Source organism: Rhodococcus sp. NPDC057014 (genome assembly GCF_042673295.1).
Taxonomy (GTDB): Bacteria; Actinomycetota; Actinomycetes; order Mycobacteriales; family Mycobacteriaceae; genus Rhodococcus_F.
The window spans coordinates 1-3,461 of record NZ_JBHUSF010000528.1 but is presented as its reverse complement, the minus strand read 5'-3'; the positions used below and the strand labels follow the sequence as shown (position 1 = coordinate 3,461).

1 protein-coding gene is annotated in these 3,461 nt (G+C 69.6%); it reads left to right on the top strand.

All coding sequences use genetic code 11. The features are described 5' to 3' along the window. The coding region (locus tag ACFTZB_RS44235; RefSeq protein ID WP_378442147.1) for an amino acid adenylation domain-containing protein at positions 1–3,461 on the top strand (3,461 nt) is incomplete at both ends.

Below are 3,461 nucleotides of genomic sequence, written 5' to 3'. Positions count from 1 at the left end.
GCTGTTCGACGGCGGCGCCGCGACCGGAATCCACGGAATCGACCGGTTCGACCTCCGCGTCACCGCGGCGGAGACGTTCGACGCCGACGGCATCCCGTCCGGTGTCACGGTGAGCCTCGCGTTCGCCACCGATCTGTTCGACCCCGGTACTGTTCGTCGACTCGGCGAACGATTGAGCCGAATCCTGGAAGCGGTCACCGGCGACCCCGGACTCGCCGTCGGCGACATCGACATCCTGTCCGACACCGAACGGGCCACCCTCGTCCCGGTACCCGGCTCCCCCGGGCGGCCGGGGCGCACGCTCCCCGAATTGTTCTCGGCGGCAGCCGAAGCCAACCCCGGCGGCGTCGCGCTCTCGTATCTCGGAATCGACGTGACGTACCGGGAATTGGACGAGCGCTCCAACCAGCTGGCCCGCGTCCTGATCGAACACGGCATCGGGCCGGAGAACGTCGTGGCACTGGGCATGACCCGATCGATCGAGTCGGTGCTGTCGATGCTCGCGGTCGCCAAGTCGGGTGCGGCATTCCTGCCCGCCGACCCGAACTACCCCGCCGAGCGGATCGAGCACATGCTCGACGACTCGGGCGCCGCACTGGGTGTGACCGTGTCGGCCGTGCGGTCCCGGCTACCCGGATCGGTGCCGTGGCTGGTGCTCGACGAAGACGCGTTCCGGTCGCACAGTGCCGGTCGGCCGGCCTCGGCCGTCACCGACGCCGACCGGGTTCGGCCCCTCCGGCCCGAGAATCCGGCGTACGTGATCTACACGTCCGGTTCGACGGGCAAGCCCAAAGGGGTCGTGGTCACCCACAGCGGCCTGGACAACTTCGCGGCCGAGCAACGCACCCGATCCGGTGCGACGCACACCTCCCGGATCCTGCACTTCTCCACACCGAGTTTCGACGCGTCCGTCTCCGAGTACCTGCACGTGTTCGCCGCCGCGGCGACCATGGTGATCGCCCCGCCCACGATCTACGGCGGCGAAGAACTGTCCCGGTTCCTGCAGTCGGAGCGGGTCACGCACGGATTCGTCACCACCGCGGCGCTCGGCACCATCGAGCCGGACGGACTCTCCGACTTACGGGACGTGGTGTTCGGCGGCGAGGCGTGTCCGCCGGAACTGGTGCAGCGGTGGGCGCCCGGCCGCCGGCTGTCCAATGCGTACGGGCCCACCGAGGCCACCGTCATGTCGAACATCAGCGCACCGCTGTCCCCGGACGGCGCCGTCACGCTGGGCGGCCCGCTCCGCGGTTTCCGCGAGGTCGTCCTCGACGAACGTCTGACACCGGTGCCCGCCGGGGTGGCCGGGGAGTTGTACATCGCCGGCGACGGCCTCGCCCGCGGATACCACGGCAGGTCGGCGCTCACGGCGGAGCGATTCGTGGCAGACCCGTTCGGCGGCCCCGGCGAGAGGATGTACCGCACCGGGGACGTCGTGCGGTGGCGACCCGACCGCACACTGGAGTATCTGGGCCGCAGTGATTTCCAGGTGAAGGTGCGCGGATTCCGCATCGAACTCGGCGAGATCGACACGGTCCTCCACACCCATCCGCGGGTGCGGACCGCCGTGACGATGCAGCACACGGCGCCGTCCGGCGACCCGGTGCTCGTGTCGTACGTGCTGCCCGCAGCCGGGCAGCACGTCACCGTGACCGAGTTGACGGACCACACCGCACGGCAACTGCCGACGTACATGGTGCCTGCGGCGATCGTGATACTGGACGAGTTGCCGTTGACACCGGTGGGGAAACTCGATCGAGCTGCCCTCCCCGCGCCGGAATTCCTGTCCACGACCGCCGAATTCCGCGCCCCCGCCACCGCGGAGGAGAAGGCCGTCGCCCGGGTGTTCGCGGACGTCCTCGGCGTGGAGCGAATCGGTCTCGACGACAGCTTCTTCGACCTCGGCGGGAACTCGCTCGTCGCGACGAGGGTCGTCGCACGGGTGAATGCCGCACTCGGCGTCGAACTCGTGGTGCGGACCCTGTTCGAGGCGCCGACCGTGGAGGCGTTGGCCGAACGCATCGGGAGTGCGCACGCGAGGCCCTCGGGCCGCCCGGACCTCGTCGCGCAGCAGCGTCCCGACCGGATCCCGCTCTCGCTTGCCCAGCAGCGCCTGTGGTTCGTCAATCAGTACGACACCTCCTCGCCCGCCTACAACATCCCGATGGCGTTGCGCCTGAACGGAACCCTCGACGTGGACGCGCTCCGAATCGCGGTCGGGGACATCCTCGACCGACACGAATCGCTGCGCACCGTGTATCCGGCGTCCGTGGACGGACCGCATCAGGTGATCCAGCCACTGGGCGGGATGATTCCGGATCTGGAGCCGAGAACCGTCGGGGACGAGGCGGCGTTGCGTGCGCGAATGGCCGAGTTGGCCGGTCGGGGCTTCGACGTGAGCACCGAGGTGCCCGTCCGCGGCGCCCTGTTCCGGGCCGACCGGGGCGACCACGTTCTCGTGCTGGTGGTGCACCACATCTCGGCGGACGGGGCGTCGCTGGCTCCGCTCGCCCGCGACCTGATGGTGGCGTACTCGGCGCGGGTGCAGCAACAGCCGCCGGACTGGCGACCGCTGCCCGTGCAGTACGCCGACTACAGCCTCTGGCAGAGGGCGGCCCTCGGCAGCGAAGACAATCCCGGCAGTGTGATGTCGGCGCAAGTGGCGTACTGGAAGCAGACGCTGTCCGGTCTGCCCGACGCGATCGACCTTCCCCTGGACCGACCAAGGCCCACCGACAGGGCGCTCCGCGGCGGGACCGTCCGGTTCACCGTGCCCGAGGACGACCACCGGGCGCTTCTCGCCCTCGCGCGGCAACACGATTCCACGATGTTCATGGTGATGCACGCGGCGCTCGCGGTGCTGACGGCCCGGCTGAGCGGGTCCGGAGACGTCGCGATCGGGACGCCGATCGCCGGGCGTGGCGAAGAAGCACTCGACGATGTCGTGGGGATGCTCGTCAACACCCTGGTCCTGCGCACGGCCGTCGACCCCGCAGCGGCGTTCGGCGACGTGCTGTCCCGGGTGCGGGAGGCGGATCTGGCGGCGTTCGGACACGCGGACGTGCCGTTCGAGAGTGTGGTGGACGCGGTCGCGCCGACCCGCTCGACCGCGTACTCACCGCTGTTCCAGATCTTGCTCGAGTTCCAGAACACCGCCCCGGTCCATGTGACCCTGCCGGGACTGACGGTGGAAACCGTCGACGTCGACCCTGGTGTCTCCAAGTTCGACCTGCAGTTGACGCTCACCGAGCAGTACGACGCGACGGGGACCGCAGCGGGCATCGACGCTTCGTTCACGTTCGCGTCCGACGTGTTCGACCGGGCGACGGTGGTGGGGTTCGGGGAGCGGTTCGTCCGGATTCTCGAGACGATCGCCGGGGATCCGGACATCGCGGTGGGGGATGTGGAGGTTCTGGGCGCGGCTGAGCGGGGGTTGGTGGTCGAGTCGTGGAACGCGACGT